Below are 255 nucleotides of genomic sequence, written 5' to 3' on the forward strand. Positions count from 1 at the left end.
GCGCTGAAATTGTAAGTTTTGCCGTCACCTGATTTCCCCATGCCGAGGCCTTACGGAATTCTATGTCTCACGTCGACTGGTTAAGTCACCTGCTGCAATTGATCACCGTCACTGGCCGGCCTGAAGTGCGCTGCGCCTATGGAGCACCGTGGCGGGTCGAGTGGGATCAAGCGGCAACCCACGAAATCCCGTACCACGTCGTGCTCAGGGGCAAGGCAGTCATCGAGGATCCCGAGACGGGGATGGCAAAGGAAC

General features: G+C 58.0%; 1 protein-coding gene. It reads left to right on the forward strand.

Annotated features, from left to right (window positions below):
- Nucleotides 1–62 precede the first annotated feature (62 nt).
- The coding region (locus AB4Y36_RS40565; protein WP_368685946.1) for a cupin domain-containing protein at nucleotides 63–255 on the forward strand (193 nt) is incomplete at its 3' end.

The sequence above is a fragment of the Paraburkholderia sp. BR10936 genome (assembly GCF_040965735.1).
GTDB classification, from domain to species: Bacteria; Pseudomonadota; Gammaproteobacteria; order Burkholderiales; family Burkholderiaceae; genus Paraburkholderia; species Paraburkholderia nodosa_A.